This window comes from Methanofollis liminatans DSM 4140 (assembly GCF_000275865.1).
Lineage (GTDB): Archaea > Halobacteriota > Methanomicrobia > Methanomicrobiales > Methanofollaceae > Methanofollis > Methanofollis liminatans.
On the sequence record NZ_CM001555.1, the window covers coordinates 1,654,102 to 1,669,245 of the forward strand.

Consider the following 15,144-nt stretch of genomic DNA (forward strand, 5'->3'; position numbering starts at 1 on the left):
GATATATAGGGGAGCGTGAACGCCCATGAAAGACCGGGATGATACGGAGAGGAGTCCGGAGGGGAGGGGAGACGGGACGCCGCCGTTTTTCCGCCCGGAGTTCGAGGAGGCGTTCCGGTTTATCGTCGGGGCGTATGCCGTCCGGCCCTCTGAACTGGCGGTGTTTCTCCCCTGCTCGGTCCAGAAACCCTACAGCACGAGCCCGAGCCACCGGAAGTTCGACGAGGTGATCGCCGCGGCGGTCCCGGCAGGGAAGGCCCATGTGGTGGTCTTCGGCACCTGCGGGGTGGTGCCACGGGAGCTGGAGCGGATGTACCCCTATGCCACGTACCGCTACAACCTGGGCCGGTGCCCTGACCCGATAGTCCACCGCTCCTTTCTCAGGATCGAGACCCCCAGGATCGCCGCGTACCTGGAGAAGACAGAGGACATCTACCGCCGGCGGGTGGCCTACTGCCTGGGGGACTTCAGGGCGGCGATGACGGCGGCGGTGGAGCGCACCGCCATTCCGGTCACGATTGCGCCGGCGGAGGAGACGATCGCCGCCTGCCGCGACCCCTCGGCGCGGTTTCCCGACGGGAGCCTGAACTCCCGGGCGTATCTTCTGGATTTCGAGCGGGCGCTCTCGGCAGCAGTCCGGCGATGATATAAATCAGCCGGACGCCAACCTCATGCCATGGTTTCTGACAGGGAACAGGCGGTCTTCGAGGCCGGGATCAAACTCGGCGCCCTGTACCACCAGTGGGTCGGCACCCCGATATCGCGGGCGACGGCGGCCTCTGTGGAGGCGGCGATCGAGGCGGCGGTCGGGCTCCAGCCCTACGTGACCGCGATCACGGTCAGGCTCAACCGCGACCTGATGACGGCGAACCCGTTCGGCTACTCTGAGCTGCGGGGCGAGATGTTCGCGGTGACGATCACGACCGAGTACGGCGGGGCTCGCTGCGTCGCCGACCTGCACTATACCGGCGAATACCCGCTGATGAGCATTCGAAGTGTCGATGAAGTCCCCTGAGATCCCGATCACCGACGATCACATCCACTTCAACCCGCGTGCAGGCCGCGGCGTCGAGGCGGCGAAGGACTTCTGGCGGGCCGGCGGGACGCACCTGTTCATGGTCTCCCTGCCGGCGTATTCCCTGGGCGTTCTGCCGCGGACCGGCGACGACTACCGGGAGGCCTTCGATGAGACGCTCCGCGTGGCCGAACTGGTGCGGGGCGTCGGGATCACGGTCTTCCCGGTCCTCGGCGTCCACCCGGTCGAACTCCTGAAGTATGCGGAGAGCGTCGGCCTCCAGGCCGCCGAGGAGATCGTCTGCGCGGGGCTCGAAGTGGCGGCCGGATACGTGGAGGAAGGACTGGCCGTCGCCCTCAAGAGCGGGCGGCCGCATTTCCCGGTGGCGCCCGAGATCGCCGCGGCGTCCGAACGCGTGCTGGTGCGGGCGCTGGAGTTGAGCGCCGATGCCGGGTGCGCCCTCCAGATCCACGCCGAGAGCGGCCCCTGCGCCGATATCCTCGACCTTGCCGCACGGGCCGGCATGGATGGGAGCCGCGTCGTCAAACACTATGCGACCCCCGACACCCCGCTGGTCCCGTCGTTTCTTGCAAAGCAGGAGGGGCTGGCCGGGATGGCGCGGGCCGGGCGGCGGTTCATGATGGAGACCGATTACATGGACGAGAACAGCCGGCCCGGAGCGGTGATGGGGCCGAAGTCCGTGCCCAGGATCACCCGCCACCTGCTGGAGAGCGGTGCGATCACGCCCGGGGACGCATGGTGTATCCATGCCGAAACCCCGGGCCGCGTCTACGGTGTGGAGATCGCCCTCTAGGACGATCCACCCTTTTTTTATCGGTGCCGCCGACATACTACTGATGTACCTGAAAGTCCACCATACACCACAGGGTGAGGTGGTGGCGGTCTGCGATGCCGACCTGCTCAACACCACCCTCAACCACGGCGACGTCCAGATCGCCATCACCGGGGCGTTTTACGGCACCGAGCAGGCGACCGAGGAGGAGATCCGCGCCGCCCTTAAAAATGCCAGCAATGCAAACCTCATGGGGAAGAAGGCGACCGGGGTCGCCATCGCCATGGGACTGATCACCGAGAAGGGATGCCTGTCTGTCGGCGGCGTCCCGCATGCGATCATCATCACCGTCTGATCATGGAAATCCTCAGGAGCGTCTGCCCGCGATGCGGCAAACCCTCGGCCGGGCTCTGCAACGAGTGCCGGGCGGCCGAGACAGAATGGTTCACCTGCGACCCGAGAGTGGAGACGATCTACTGCCCGGTCTGCGACTCGCGCAAACAGGGGAAGACCTGGAGCGACACCACCGTCGATAGGGCGGCCCTGCTCCAGGAGCTGGCGTATTCGGCGCTCCACTTCCACCCGGACGTCAGGCGCCCGGAGGCGCAGTTCACCTTCAGGGAGACGAGCCCGAACCGGACGGCCGTCACCGCGGAGGTCCGCGGCCTGCTCTACGGGGTCGAGGTCTCGGGCGAGTGCAGCACGAAGATCGTCTGGATAAAAGAGCAGTGCGACCGGTGCAACCGGATCAGCGGCGGGTATTACGAAGGGATCATCCAGGTGCGGGCGACCGACCGGCGGCCCTCGACGCGCGAGATCGACCGGGCGGCCCGGATCACCGAGGAACTCGAGACCTCCCTCCAGGAGGCGGGCGAACGGCTCGCCTTTGTCTCGAAGGTCGAGGCGACGAGGGACGGGCTGGATATCGTGGTCGGCTCGAACCATATGGGCCAGCTCCTCGCGAGCCAGATCTCCGGCGCCCTCGGCGGCCGTCTCTCAACCCACCCGAAACTGGTGGGGGAGAAGGACGGAAAGAAACTCTACCGGATCACCTTCCTGGTCCGCCTGCCGCGCTACCAGCGCGGGGACGTCGTCCTCAGCCGCGGCCGGTACCTTGAGGTGCGCTCGGCGACCCAGGGGCAGGCGCAGGTCTTCGACCTGCAGGACGGTTCGAACCGGATCGTCAGGGAGGACGAGATCGAACGGCTTGTCGGGAATGTCGGCGATGCCGAGAGCGCCCTCGTCGCTTATCTCTACGACGACGTCCTAGGCATCCTGGACCCGCGGACGCAAGGAGCCGTGGAGTGCCGGGCGCTGCCCTGGCTCCACCCCGAAGAGGGCGGGACGGTCCTCGTGATCAGGGACGGCGAGACCGGACAGTTCGTGCTCGTCGGGTGAGCATGCGGGTGCGGAGAGTCGGAAAAGAGGCGCTCGCGGCAGCGGTGCGCGAGCCGTGGGCCGATCCCTCCCGCAGGCCGTATGTCGAGGGGGAGACCGCCTGGGTGCCGGTGCGCGATGGGTATCCCTGCGACGATGACCTCCCTGAGCGGCGGCCGTACGGCGGCCGACCCTTCCAGATGATCGGCGACACGGCTGTGGTGCGCGGCCGGCGGCCGACCGCGGAGGAAGTGGCGGCGATCCTCGCATGGCGGCGGCCGGCCTGCGTGCTGTACCTCGCGGCGATCGAGGGCGTCCGACGCCTGCCCGCGGTGGAGACGCTCTACGGCGAGGCTCACCCGGTCTGCCACCACGAGAACGGACTTTGTTACCGGCTCAACCCGGCCGAGGTGATGTATGCGGCCGGGAACCTGGAGGAGCGGGCCTTGATGGGCAGGACAGCGCAGGAGGGCGAGCGGGTGGCCGACATGTTCGCCGGAATCGGCTACTTCACGCTGCCGATGGCGGCGGCCGGGGCGAATGTGCATGCGATGGAGATAAACCCGGTCTCGTTCGGCTACCTCGCAGAGAATATCGAGGCGAACGGGCTTACCGGGAGGGTCAGGGCGGAGTGCGGCGACTGCCGACGCCTGCTCGCCGGCACCTACGACCGGATCGTGATGGGGCATTTCGACGCCGTTGCGTTTCTCTCCGAAGCCCTCGCCCATGCGCGGGGGGGAACCGTCATCCACCTCCACGCCCTCGGGGACGTTGCGGACGCGGCCCGGGTTTCGGCTGAATCGACCGGTTTCAAGGTCAGAATCGCCACCCGCAAAGTAAAGAAATATGGGCCGCATATATGGCATATCGTACACGACATGGTGCTCTCATGACCGGCGGCGGAAAACTCGAAGGGAAAACGATTGTTCTGGGCGTTACCGGCAGCATTGCGGCGGTCGAGACGGTGCGGCTCGCCCACGAGCTGCGGCGGCGCGGCGCCGTCGTCCAGGCAGTGATGACGGCGGCGGCCTGCGGGATCGTCCACCCGGACGCCCTCACCTATGCGACAGGCAGGGAGGCGATCGTCCGCTGCACCGGCATGGTGGAGCACGTCCTCTACTGCGGGGAGGGGGGCCAGGCCGACCTGCTGCTCGTCGCACCCTGCACGGCGAACACCATCGGGAAGATCGCCTGCGGGATCGACGATACGCCGGTCACGACATTTGCGACGACGGCGCTCGGCCGCGGGATGCCGGTGGTGGTGGCGCCGGCGATGCACGAGAGCATGTACCGCCATCAGGGCGTCGCCGCAAACCTCGACCGCCTGCGGGCCTGGGGCATCGATATCGTCCCGCCGCGGATCGAGGAGGGGCGGGCGAAGATCGCCAGGATCGAGGATATCGTCCTCCACGCCGAACGTGCCCTCTCGGGTCGGCCCCTTGCCGGAAAACGGGTGCTGATCACGAGCGGCGCCTGCGCCGAGGCGGTGGACGACGTCCGGGTGCTCACCACCCGCTCGACCGGACAGATGGGCCGCGCCCTGGCCCTCGAGGCGTTCAGGCTCGGGGCCGAGGTAACGGTCGTCCACGCGGGCCGGTTCCCGTGCGTGCGGAATGTGCATGCCGAAACGGCAGGGGAGATGATGGAGGCCGTCCTTCAAGAGGCGCCGGCGGCGGACATCTATATCTCGGCGGCGGCGATCTCGGACTTTTTGCCCGAACGGGCAGAGGGAAAGATCCCGAGCGGGGCGGGGCGGACGATCCGCCTCGAACCGCTTCCGAAGGTGCTGGACGCCGTCCTCGATGTTTTTGCCGGAACGGCGGTCGCCTTCAAACTCGGCTGGGACGAGGAGGCGCGGGCGCGCTCGATGCTGGCCTCGGGCGTCGCCATGGTGGTGACGAATGCGCCGCCGGCGATGGGCGCCCCCGGGGGGGAGTTTGTGATTATGACGGGGGAAAGCAGCGAACAGGTGAGCGGGACGAAGGAGGAGGTGGCAGCGGCGATATGGTCCGCACTGCTGTAGCGTTCTCGCCCGGGCACATCTCAGGCTACTTCATGAAAGTAGCCGGGGAGAGCCCGGCGACGACCGGGAGCCTCGGGGCCGGGATCGTCATCGAGGAGGGAGTCGTGGCCTCGGTCTCGACATCTGATGTGACCGAAGTCGTGGTCGGCCGGAACGACGAGAAAGGGACGGTGCTCTCCGAGACGGCGGGGTCGCCGCCGGTGGAGTACGCCCTGGAACGTCTTGGCGTGAACGCCCGCGTGGAGACACGGTGCAGCCTCCCGATCGGGGCCGGGTTCGGGCTCTCGGCCGCGGCCCTGCTCGCCTCGATCACGGCGGTCGACGCCCTCTTCGACCTCGGCATGGACCGCCGGGAGATTGCGGCCCTCGCCCACGAGGCCGAGGTGGTGCACAGCACCGGCCTCGGGGACGTCGCCGCCTGCCAGGGCGGCGGGATCGTCTGCCGGACGACGCCCGGGCCCGAAGGGGAGATCAGGCGGTTTTACCCCGAGGAGGCGATCTGGGCGGTCTCGTTCGGGCCGCTCCCGACGCCCGAGGTGATTGGGTCGCAGGCGCAGATCGAGCGGATCGCCGCAGCCTTTCCCGAGGGGTGCCCCTCAGACCTCCCTGAATTTTTCAGGCTCTCCCGTGCATTTGCCGGCCGGAGCGGGCTTGTCCCCCCGGAGGTCGGGGCGGTGCTCGCCGCCTGCGACGCCGCCGGGGTGCGGGCGAGCATGACGATGCTCGGGCGGGGGGCTTTTGCCGCCGGTGACGGTGCTGAGGAGGTCTTCTCCCGGTTTGCCCCGCCCATTCCCCTGCACATCGCCCGCGAGGGGTTCAGGCTGCTGGAGGTGCGGGCGTGATCCCTGAGGACCACCCGCGCTATGCTGCCCTGGTGGTGCGGGAGCGCCTGGCCGATGCGATGCGGGCCGGGATCGTGGCGCCCGAGGGGCTGATCGCCCAGGGGCGCGGCGAGGCCTTCGACTACCTGCTCGGCGAGCGGACGACGGCGAGCGCCGCCCGGGCCGAGGTGGACGCCGCCGCGATGCTGCTCGCCGCACGGCGCCCGGTGATCTCGGTGAACGGGAACACCGCCGCCCTCTCCGCCCACCAGCTCGCCGACCTGCAGGAGGCGAGCGGGGCCCTGGTGGAGGTGAACCTCTTCCACCGGACCGAGGAGCGGATGCAGCGGATCACGGCCCTCCTGGAGGAGCACGGCGTGGACGTCCTTTCCGGCGTCCCGGAGCGGCTCATCCCCCTCTCCCACGACCGCGCCCTCTGCCTGCCCGACGGGATCGGCGCCGCCGATCTGGTGCTCGTCCCGCTCGAGGACGGGGATAGGTGCGCCGCCCTGCGGCAGATGGGAAAGGCGGTGATCGCCGTCGACCTAAACCCGCTCTCCAGGACGGCGCAGACGGCGACCCTGCCGGTGATCGACGAGGTGCGGCGGGCGGTGCCGGCGATCACCGCCGCCTGCCGGACGATGACGCCTGCCGCGGCGCGGGAGCGTGCATGCGGCGTGGACGGGAAGAGATACCTGAAAGAGGCGATCGCCGCGATCGCCGCACGGCTGGAGGAGATGGGGCATGCTCTGGAGTGAGAAATACCGGCCGTCGACCCTGGAGGGCGTCCTCGGCCAGGAAGAGGCGGTGCGGGTGCTCTCGTCCTTTGCGGAGAGCGGGAACGTCCCGCACCTGCTGATCGTCGGGCCGACCGGGACCGGGAAGAGCATCGCCGTCGAGGCGCTCGCCCGGACGCTGTACGGTGCCAACTGGCAGGAGAACACCACCGTTTTTCCTGCGGCCGACCTCTTCGAGCAGGGGAAGAAATACCTTGAAGCGGACGAGCGCTTCGGGCACATCTATAAGAAAGACGAGAGTTTCCTGACGAACTTCAAGTACCTGGTGAAGTGGTACGCCGCCATCAGGCCCCTCGACGCCGGTTTCAAACTGATGGTCTTCGAGGGGGCGTCGGCGATCAGCCGCGAGGCCCAGCAGGGGCTGCGCCGGATCATGGAGCGCTACTCGGGGACCTGCCGGTTCGTCTTTCTCACCACGAACGGCAGCGCCATCATCCCGGCGATCGCCTCGCGCTGCCTGCCGATCACCTTCGTCCCGGTGGACGACGACCTGATCAGGCGGCGGCTCACCGCGATCCTGGAGGGCGAGGGCGTGGCGGCCGACCGGGTCTCCGCGGACGACCTCGACCTGATCGTGCCGGCGGCCGGGGGCGACCTGCGGCGGGCGACGATCCTGCTCCAGGTCTTCGCCGAGTCAAAGGGCCCGGTCGATCTTGCACAGACCACCTCGTCAGAGACCGAAACCGTCGCCGCCTCGGCTTTTGCGGCGCTGATGAGCGGGAACCCGGCGGCGGCGCGGCAGCGGGCCGAGTCCCTGCTCATCGACTACGGGCTCACCGGGCCCGAGGTGATCAGGGAACTTGCGAAGGCGGCCGAGCGGGAGTACAACGATCCCAGGATCGCCGTCGCCCTTGCCGACGCCGACCTGGTGATCAGGCGGGGCTCGAACGAATTCATTCAGATCAACGCCCTGCTGGCGAGGATCAGCCAGGAGGTTTTTTCATGAAGCGTAACCTCGAGAAGATACGCCAGCACTACGACCATGTTGCCGGGGTCTATGATTCCCGGTACGGCGGGAGCGTGGGGAACCGGTACCACGGCCATATCAGGGATCACGTGATGCGGTGCCTCCCGCCGGGGGGCGACCTGCTCGATCTCGGCTGCGGGACCGGGCTGTTTATGGCCCATTACCTCTCCAACGGCGGGACGGCGGTGGGACTGGACCTCTCGTATGCGATGGTGCATGCGGCGCGGTTCCAGAACGGGCTCGATCATGTGATGGCCGGAACGGCGGATCGGCTGCCGTTCAAGGACGAGTCGTTCGACGCCGTCTCCAGCATCCTGGCCTTCAGCTACGTGCCTGACCCGGCGGCGATGCTCGCCGAGGTCAACCGCGTGCTGCGGCCGGGCGGGCGGGTGGCGATCTGCACCCTGGGCCGCAACGTCTTCACCTCGGCGCTGCCGGCGGTCTACCGCCTGGGGGAGCGGGTGCACTGGCGCCGGATCGGGGTCGGGGATTTCGGGGAGCACTACTATACCGAGGAGGAGATGGAGGAACTCTTCGCGGCCGCCGGGTTCGTGGAGACGAAAGTGAACCGGTGCTCGTTCGCCCACGTGAACCTCTCCAGACCCATCTTCGACCTGGCGCAGCGGGCCGAGCCCCTGGTGGAGCGCCGGTGCCCGTACCTCGCCTTCAATATCTGTGCGAGCGGAAAAAAAGAGCGATAGTGCGGCTCTACTCCGGGGTGCGGAGCCGCTCGAGTATCCGTTTTTTCTTTGCCACGGCGGCGTCGGCCGCCTGTTCGACCCGTTTTTTCATCTCGTCGAAGTCGCGGGGTTCGGTGTCGACCACTTTTTTCACCGGGGTGTAGGCCGATTCCCTGAACCGCGGCTGGAAGTCGCATTCTTTTCCGCCGGAGAGGAGGACCGATGCCGCCGGCCCCTCCTCGACGTAGCCGATTCTCTCTATGGGGACGCCGGCGCCGCGGATGATGGTCTTGACCTCGTCCACGTATTCAGGCGGGACGACGATGAGCAGGGCGTCGAGGGAAACGCCGAGGTAATCGATCTCGAGGGCGTCGAGCATGGCAAGCACCCGCGGCTCGACGAGTGAGCGGAGGTGTGCCTCGTCGATGACGATCCGGCAGTCGGCGGTCTCGGCCATCTCGTAGACGTCGCCGCGGAGCCCGCCGTTGGTGACGTCGGTCATCGTGTGGATGTGGCGGAGGACCGGGCTCTTGAGGAGGGCCTCGGCGGCCCTGAGGAAGTGGAGGTTGATCGTCTCCTCGACGACCTCGGGGTAGCCGAAGTAGAGGGCGGTGGTGGCGATGGTGCCCCCGCCGGCGCCGGCGGTCATGAGGATGATGTCGCCGGGGCGGGTCTCTTTTCTGGCGGTGAGGTAGTCGGCGACGCCGACGGCGCCGACGCACCCGGTCATGCGGTCGCCAAGCACCATGTCGCCGCCGATGCGTAAGGTGGAGCCGGTGACCAGGGGGACGCCCATCGCTTCGGCGACGACGGCGATCCCGGCGGTGTAGTCGAAGATCTTCGCCACGTCGCCGTCGTCGGCGACATGGATGTCGGAGAGGAGGGCGACGGGTGCTGCGCCCATCACATAGACGTCGCGCAGGGTGGCCCGTGTGACATGGAACCCTGCAAGGAAGGGGAAGTCCGAGAGGCGGGAGTGCATGCCGTCGACGGTGGTGATGATGTACTGCCCGCCGGCCTGGACGGCGCCGGCGTCGTCCATCTCGTCGACGCCGACGGCGGCGGCGGCCTTGCCGATGATCCGCGGGAACTGGCGGTGGGCGAAGAAGTCGCCTTTGCCCCGGGAACCGACGCCGAACTCGCCCATCGTGACCCCGGCACGTTCGTAGGCGAAGAGGTCGCCCTCAAGCCCGGAGGTGTTTTTTACTTCCTGCACGACGGCGCGGGCGAATTCCTGTGCATATTCGTCTGAGACCCGCCTCTTGATGGTGGTGATCTCGTGTGTGAGGGCACTGACGATCTCGTCCTCGCCCCTGCCCGCGGCAAATGCCCGGCGGACAAATCCCTCGATATCCATAGATCAGGATCGACGGGAGGGGTGTTAAAGGCAGTGATGCGGGGGAAGGCGAAATGATGATGACGCCAAGAGGCGTTTCATCAGGTATGCCTGAGGCAAGGGAGGCGGGCGAGATGAAGAGGTCGGCACTGACGGCAGTTCTCCGGGAGGAAGACGGGGTGTATGTATCCGAATGCCCTGAACTGGGTGTCGCTACCTGCGGGGATACGCCGGAGGAGGCGCTGGTGAATTTGAAGGAGGCTGTGGAGGTGTACCTGGAGAACGCAAAAGAACCCGGTCTCGATGGTAGAGGTGCCGGGGTCCGGGCAGAGGACGCCCCTGCGGACCGGCGCAACACGCTTGAATAAGAAGTTGATAGGAGAGTGGTCTCCTCATGTGTCAACAAATCTTTGAGGACCGTGAGGAGGATGGCGGGCGGTGATGCGGGAGAGGCCGACGCCGTCTCCTCCCCGTAATTCATATATGGATACACATACATACACCGCCACATGGCGACAAGGACGATCTCCATCACCGATGAAGCCTACGACCTCCTGAAAGGGCTGAAGCGATCGGAGAGGGATAGTTTCTCCGATGTGATCCTCCGCCACTACCCCAGGAAGAGAAGATCGTCCGAGGTGCTGAAGGAGATCGGGGAGTGTGATGAACTGGCCAGCAGCATCGAGCGGGCATCGAAGGAGATGCGGGGGGCTCGATTGAGAGAGGTCGACCTCTGATGCCAGTCGCCGACACCTATTTTTCTGATGCGGCGGAGGCCGGGGGCGATCGAACTCTCCACCTCGTACGAGGAGCAGGATATCGCCCTCAGCACGACGGTGTCCGATCACCAGGGACGAGCATTTCTCTTCGGTCCGGGGGCTGAAGGTCGTCGGGTACTGATGAACGGCGAGGGCGTATGTGCGACAGCGCCTGCCGCGTCGCACATCCTGGAGCATGACCGGAACTCCCTGTGTACGTTTGGGGCAGAGGGTTGTTTTCGATCCGTGAACTGGGTATTCATGGTGCGTGAACTGCCTGTCCACCATCCCCGGAGGGGGCGGGGATCTCTCGATCATAACCTAGATATTGGATACCTCCGTATACCATAGTATGCCATGTGCCACCGACACCACGACCATCAAGATCAAGGTCCCCCTTAAGAACCGCCTGGATTCTCTGAAGATCCACCCGCGGGAGTCCTATACCGACGTGATCGGGCGGCTTGTGGAGATGGCCGTCGATGACGAACCTCTCAGCGATGCGACGATCAAGGCCATTGAGGAATCCCTCGAAGATATCAAGAAGGGCCGGGTCTATACCCTTGAGCAGGTCATCTCGGAGCTGAAAGACGAATGAGCTATCGGGTCTTCTTCTCCGCGACGGCCCGCCGTGAGATCACGCGCATCCCGAGGGACGATGCCCTCAGGATCGGTGAAGCGCTGGTCTCCCTGGCCGGGGAGACAGACCCGAAAAGGCAGGTGAAGAGGGTGCAGGGAGGACAGAACCCCCCATTTTATTCTCTCCGGGTCGGGGAATACCGCGCGATCCTCACCATCGTCGATGACGTGATGGTCATCCATGTGATCGAGGTGGGGCATCGGCGTACGGTGTACAGGAAGTATTGATGGAGAACGGATTATCGGATTGCCGGACCTGGATGCAGGTGTCTTTTTCTGGCTCTTCGCGTTCTTCGCGGCTTCGCGTGAACGTATGTTGAGATTTTAAGAAGAAATCTCACGCGAAGGCGCGAAGGCCGCGAGGGGGATGGGAAGCGTTCAGGAATATCGCGCCTTCGAGCGAGCTGATTTTGAGATTGTCGTGGATGGACTCACGCTCCGGACCGCGGCCCGATGCCGCCACCTACTTCTCCTCCCGGCGCACACCTCTCCCCCATGTATTCCTATCCGTGCGCCCTCACGATCGCCGGCTCGGATTCGGGCGGCGGGGCCGGGATCGAGGCCGACCTCGCGGCCTTCGCCGCCCTCGGGGTCTGGGGGACGGCGGCGGTGACGGCGGTGACCGCCCAGAACCCCGGCGGGGTCGCGGGGGCGTGGCCCCTCCCCCCGGAGGCGGTGGCGGCGCAGATGCGGTCGGTCTTCGAGGCGTTCCCGGTGGCGGCGGCGAAGACCGGGATGCTCGCCGAGGCCGGGATCATCAGGGCGGTGGCGGCGGCCCTCCCGCCCGGCGTTCCCCTCGTCGTCGACCCGGTGATGGTGGCGACCTCGGGCGCCCGCCTGCTCGCCGCGGATGCGGCCGAGGCACTGGTGCGCCACCTCATCCCCCGTGCGGCGGTGGTGACCCCGAACATCCCGGAGGCCGAGGCGCTCGCGGGGGTGGCGGTCAGGGACCTCGACGGGATGCGGGAGGCGGGGGAGGCGGTCCTGGCGATGGGCGCCGCCGCCGTGATCGTGAAGGGCGGGCACCTCGCCGGGGCGCCGGCCGACCTCCTCCTCGATCACGAGGGGGAGGTGCTCCTCACCGGCACCCGCTCGCCCTACGATGTCCACGGCTCGGGGTGCTGCTTCTCTGCGGCCCTCGCGGCCGGCCTCGCCCGCGGCATGCGCCTGCGGGAGGCCTTCCCGGCGGCGAAGGCGTTCACCGCCGCGGCGATCCTCCACGCCGTCCCTGACCGCGCCGGGCGGCGGTCGGTCCGCCCCCTGTGGGGGTGCGGCAGGGGGGAGGAAAAATCGGGATGAGGGAGAGCGGCGCGATCGCAAAAAATCGTTATTTTTCTATAATTTATCAAAATACGATTTTTTCTTCGGCACAATAAATACGCAATGTTTATATTTTCATCATCTGAATTGACCCAGCCGCCGCGGGGCGATCACCCCCCGATCCTGCGAGGGGGCTGAGACGGCCGCCACCCTCCCCGGAGGAGGCCCGCCCCTCCGGGCCGGCCCTCCAGGGCGGGGCGGGTATCGCACCCCGGAAGAAACCACAGTTCTCCGACTTCTCCTGCGGATTCGCAGGATCAGGGCCGGGAAATATATATCATATTACTATATCGCAGGCGCATTAAAATGAAAATCATTATATACAAGAAGAGTATAGCATGTAGTAGCCATGCCCCCCCGGGGTGTGGAGGTGAAAACCGATGAAACAGTTCGTACAGAATGAAGAAGCGGTGTCGCCGGTTATCGGCGTCATCCTCATGGTCGCCATCACGGTGATCCTGGCCGCGGTTATTGCCGCGTTCGTGTTCGGGATGACCGGGAATGTGCAGACGACGAAGACCATTGCGGTCACTGCCGGACAGAACAGCAATGATGTTGTTCTGACATATCAGGGCGGTGCGGACGCAACAGCATTACAGTATTTTAAAGTTACTGTAACCCCATCGACAGGAAGCGCTGTAACAAACTATGCTTTCTTTGAACATGGAGACGCTGATGTAACCCAGCAGACAGCTGAACCAGGCAGTATTACATTTGACCCTCTACCAGTTGGAACTGTAATTACAATTTCTAGCGGAACGTCAGGCCAAGACCATGTCGTTGTTGTAGGTCACTTTACTGACGGTTCAGACCAGGTTGTCCTTGACACCTACGTCTAAAACCCCCTCTTTTTTATGAGGAAAAATTTAGCAAAGCAAACTGCGTTTATTTTTATTCTTCTTTTCACAATCTCCCTTGCCTTCATCTATCCCCACCTCCTCCTCACCGACGAATGGATCACCGCCGCCCAGCTCAACCACCTCGTCACCGGCGGCGACCTCCTCTACGGCTACACACCCTATGGTTCCTCAGCCTACGCCGCCTCCCACCACAACGTCCTCTGCTACACCCTCGCCCTCCCGATCGTCTCCCTGCCCGCCTACTACCTCTTCGCCCTCTTCGGCGACAACTTCCGCCTCGTCGTGGTCCTCCTCTGGTCGGGCCTGCTCCTCGCTCTCCTCCTGATGGTCGAGTGCTGGCACCCGCAGTATGCCCGCTGGCGGGGCGTGCCCTGGACCTATGCCGCCATCATCTCCTGGGGCGTGCTCCTCGTCCTGAACATGGCCCTGTACCGCCCCTTCTGGTTCGTGCGCGGGGTGCACCCCGCCGATGTGGGCGTGTACCCCGAGGTGGCGGCGATCGTCTTCACGAACGGCGTCGCCTTCGCCCTCTTCGGCGTCCTCGCCTACCTGATCTTCAGGGAGGTCTTCGAGAGCGAACGCTGGGGGCTCTTCGGGCTCGTCGCCGTCGTCACCTCCTCGTCGTACCTCTTCTGGTCGGGAAACGCGAAGGACCACATGCTCGTTGCCCTCTTCTTCGCGACCGCCCTCTACTTCTTCACCCTCTACCTCTCCCGCGACGACCCCCTCTGGCTCTTCTCCTCCTTCATCGCCGTCGGCTGGACGGCCTGGGCCCGGCCCGAACTCGGGCCCGCCCTCGCCGCCGGGCTCTTCCTCTTCGCCCTCGCCCTCTCGGTCAGGAAGGGGTGGCGCAGGATAGGGGCCACGGCACTCGCCGTCCTCGGGGTGCCGCTCGGCGCCCTCCCCCTCTTCATCAACAACCTGGGGCTCTCGGGCAATCCCCTCGTCCTCCCCTGGATCGCCGGCTACGCCGCCGCCGCCGGATCCCCGGTTCCCGGCGGCATGGGGACTCTCCAGGCCACGGTCCTGGGGCAGCTCACCCCTTCATCGAGCGACTTCATCTCCGGCCTCTACGGCACCTTCATCGACCCGGTCTTCGGGAACGCCGCCGGGATCTTCCAGGTCTCCCCGCTCTCGGCCTTCGCCCTCCTCCTCGCCCTCGCCGCCGGGTACGCGTACTGCCGCTCCCGGACCACCGGCATGCCCTCCCGCGACGCACACCTCCTGGCCTTCTTCACCCTCTCCGTCGCCCTCGTCCTCCTCACCTACGGCCGCTCCCTCCCCTGGATGCCCGATAGCGCCGGCGTCATCCCTGACATGCGCTACCTCTCCCCCATCTACCTCCCGATGCTTGTCCTCGGCCTCTACGCCCTGAAATACATCGGTTTCAGCGAAGGTGAGGTCACGACCTCCCTGAAGACCCTCTTCTGGCTCGTCCTCATCGACCTCCCCCTCATCTACATCGTCCTCCAGGTCCTCGCCGGCACATGGCAGGCCGGCCAGATCGCCTTCCTGATGTACCTCACCTTCTTCTTCCTCGCCATTGCAGGGGCGCTCGCCGTCGGCGTCATCCTGAAAAAGGTCAGGCCATCAACCCTTGCGTACGCCATCCCGGTGCTGATGCTCCTCCCCCTCGCATGGCAACTCGTGGTCGGCTTCCGCTTCGCCACCTCCTGCTGGGAGGGGTATCACTTCTGGATCCCGGCGGCGCAGTACATCTGGTACATCCAGTACTGGATCTTCCCCCTCTAACATGCA

General features: G+C 65.9%; 19 protein-coding genes. 18 read left to right on the forward strand and 1 reads right to left on the reverse strand.

Translation table 11 applies throughout. The annotated features are described in order from the left end of the window. Positions 1-25: 25 nt before the first annotated feature. Genes METLI_RS08100 through METLI_RS08150 form a run of 11 tightly spaced genes read left to right on the forward strand, consistent with a single transcriptional unit; the run spans position 26 to position 8,494 of the window. Positions 26-646, forward strand: coding sequence for a DUF5591 domain-containing protein (locus tag METLI_RS08100; protein ID WP_004039348.1), 621 nt, complete (start codon positions 26-28; stop codon positions 644-646). Positions 647-676: 30 nt separating this feature from the next. Beyond that, a complete protein-coding gene (locus tag METLI_RS08105; RefSeq protein WP_004039349.1) occupies positions 677-1,015 on the forward strand; it encodes a dihydroneopterin aldolase family protein in 339 nt (112 codons plus the stop codon). Further along, a complete protein-coding gene (locus tag METLI_RS08110) occupies positions 1,002-1,829 on the forward strand; it encodes a TatD family hydrolase (protein ID WP_004039350.1) in 828 nt (275 codons plus the stop codon). The genes METLI_RS08105 and METLI_RS08110 overlap by 14 nt, the downstream gene beginning before the upstream one ends. Positions 1,830-1,872: 43 nt before the next feature. Then, complete coding sequence (locus METLI_RS08115) at positions 1,873-2,163, forward strand: DUF424 domain-containing protein (protein ID WP_004039351.1); 291 nt, start codon at positions 1,873-1,875, stop codon at positions 2,161-2,163. 2 nt (positions 2,164-2,165) lie between these two features. Continuing rightward, positions 2,166-3,206, forward strand: a complete 1,041-nt coding sequence (locus METLI_RS08120; protein WP_004039352.1) for a 60S ribosomal export protein NMD3 — start codon at positions 2,166-2,168, stop codon at positions 3,204-3,206. Between the two features lie 2 nt (positions 3,207-3,208). Beyond that, complete coding sequence (locus tag METLI_RS08125) at positions 3,209-4,078, forward strand: class I SAM-dependent methyltransferase (RefSeq protein WP_004039353.1); 870 nt, start codon at positions 3,209-3,211, stop codon at positions 4,076-4,078. Continuing rightward, entirely contained in the window at positions 4,075-5,208 is a 1,134-nt protein-coding gene (gene coaBC / locus METLI_RS08130) for a bifunctional phosphopantothenoylcysteine decarboxylase/phosphopantothenate--cysteine ligase CoaBC (RefSeq protein WP_004039354.1), read from the forward strand. The genes METLI_RS08125 and coaBC overlap by 4 nt, the downstream gene beginning before the upstream one ends. Then, on the forward strand, positions 5,190-6,050 hold the full coding sequence (locus METLI_RS08135; protein ID WP_004039355.1) for a pantoate kinase: 861 nt from the start codon (positions 5,190-5,192) through the stop codon (positions 6,048-6,050). Before coaBC ends, METLI_RS08135 begins: the two co-directional genes overlap by 19 nt. Then, complete coding sequence (locus tag METLI_RS08140) at positions 6,047-6,787, forward strand: 4-phosphopantoate--beta-alanine ligase (protein ID WP_004039356.1); 741 nt, start codon at positions 6,047-6,049, stop codon at positions 6,785-6,787. Before METLI_RS08135 ends, METLI_RS08140 begins: the two co-directional genes overlap by 4 nt. Further along, the gene (locus tag METLI_RS08145; protein ID WP_004039357.1) at positions 6,774-7,772 is read left to right on the forward strand and encodes a replication factor C small subunit; all 999 of its coding nucleotides are present in this window, start codon (positions 6,774-6,776) and stop codon (positions 7,770-7,772) included. Before METLI_RS08140 ends, METLI_RS08145 begins: the two co-directional genes overlap by 14 nt. After that, the gene (locus METLI_RS08150) at positions 7,769-8,494 is read left to right on the forward strand and encodes a class I SAM-dependent methyltransferase (protein ID WP_004039358.1); all 726 of its coding nucleotides are present in this window, start codon (positions 7,769-7,771) and stop codon (positions 8,492-8,494) included. The genes METLI_RS08145 and METLI_RS08150 overlap by 4 nt, the downstream gene beginning before the upstream one ends. 7 nt (positions 8,495-8,501) lie before the next feature. Here METLI_RS08150 and METLI_RS08155 read toward each other — a convergent pair whose 3' ends face one another. After that, a complete protein-coding gene (locus tag METLI_RS08155; RefSeq protein WP_004039359.1) occupies positions 8,502-9,830 on the reverse strand; it encodes an AIR synthase-related protein in 1,329 nt (442 codons plus the stop codon). A gap of 53 nt (positions 9,831-9,883) precedes the next feature. Here METLI_RS08155 and METLI_RS13475 point away from each other — a divergent pair, with 53 nt between their 5' ends. From METLI_RS13475 to METLI_RS12790, 7 genes are all read left to right on the forward strand, one after another. Further along, positions 9,884-10,177: a type II toxin-antitoxin system HicB family antitoxin gene (locus METLI_RS13475; protein ID WP_245529346.1), complete on the forward strand. Its 294-nt coding sequence runs from the start codon at positions 9,884-9,886 to the stop codon at positions 10,175-10,177. Positions 10,178-10,318: 141 nt separating this feature from the next. After that, positions 10,319-10,546 (forward strand): antitoxin VapB family protein, encoded by a 228-nt coding sequence (locus METLI_RS08165; RefSeq protein WP_004039361.1) that lies wholly within the window; start codon positions 10,319-10,321, stop codon positions 10,544-10,546. A gap of 373 nt (positions 10,547-10,919) precedes the next feature. Beyond that, on the forward strand, positions 10,920-11,165 hold the full coding sequence (locus METLI_RS08175) for a DUF7557 family protein (protein WP_004039362.1): 246 nt from the start codon (positions 10,920-10,922) through the stop codon (positions 11,163-11,165). After that, on the forward strand, positions 11,162-11,434 hold the full coding sequence (locus METLI_RS08180) for a type II toxin-antitoxin system RelE family toxin (protein ID WP_004039363.1): 273 nt from the start codon (positions 11,162-11,164) through the stop codon (positions 11,432-11,434). Before METLI_RS08175 ends, METLI_RS08180 begins: the two co-directional genes overlap by 4 nt. A gap of 267 nt (positions 11,435-11,701) precedes the next feature. Beyond that, positions 11,702-12,505: a bifunctional hydroxymethylpyrimidine kinase/phosphomethylpyrimidine kinase gene (gene thiD, locus METLI_RS08185; RefSeq protein ID WP_004039364.1), complete on the forward strand. Its 804-nt coding sequence runs from the start codon at positions 11,702-11,704 to the stop codon at positions 12,503-12,505. 401 nt (positions 12,506-12,906) lie between these two features. Beyond that, positions 12,907-13,365, forward strand: coding sequence for a type IV pilin (locus METLI_RS08190; protein ID WP_004039365.1), 459 nt, complete (start codon positions 12,907-12,909; stop codon positions 13,363-13,365). A 15-nt stretch (positions 13,366-13,380) separates the two neighbouring features. Further along, positions 13,381-15,138, forward strand: a complete 1,758-nt coding sequence (locus METLI_RS12790; protein ID WP_004039366.1) for a glycosyltransferase family 39 protein — start codon at positions 13,381-13,383, stop codon at positions 15,136-15,138. Positions 15,139-15,144: the final 6 nt, after the last annotated feature.